The organism is Helicobacter apodemus (genome assembly GCF_000765745.2).
GTDB lineage: Bacteria > Campylobacterota > Campylobacteria > Campylobacterales > Helicobacteraceae > Helicobacter_D > Helicobacter_D apodemus.
Genome location: NZ_JRPC02000120.1, coordinates 1 through 430 on the forward strand (window position 1 = coordinate 1; position 430 = coordinate 430).

The 430-nt window shown below is 33.0% G+C and carries 1 protein-coding gene; it reads left to right on the forward strand.

Going from position 1 to position 430, the window contains the following annotated elements; all coding sequences use genetic code 11:
- Nucleotides 1–430, forward strand: a 430-nt coding sequence (locus LS72_RS11175) for a hypothetical protein (RefSeq protein ID WP_194145627.1), incomplete at both ends; no start/stop codon positions are given.

Here is a 430-nt window from a genome sequence, read left to right on the forward strand (position 1 = left end):
TCAATATGTCTTAAATGAAAGTTTTAAAGCTTTACTCGATAGTATCTTTAGTGATAAAGAAGCAGCCACTAAGTTAAAAAAGGCTTTTGAAGAAGTGGTCAATGATAGAGCAACTACACAAAAGATAAATCTTGATAGGCTAAAAGCTGAAGCTTTAGAGGAGATAGGAAACGAGTTGCTTACCAAAGAGGTGTTTCAATCTGAAATGAAAGCTACCAAAGAGGTGTTTCAATCTGAAATGAAAGCTACCAAAGAGGTGTTTGAAGCTAAATTAGAAGCTGAAATTGCAAAAGTAGAAAAAGAAATTGCAGGAGTAAAATCAGATTATCGCTCTCTTAGGCAAGAAATGAAATTCTATGCAATAGGTTTAGGAGTCTTAATAATTATCCTCCAACCTAAAGTCTTTGATTTTATCACTACTTTTCTTAAG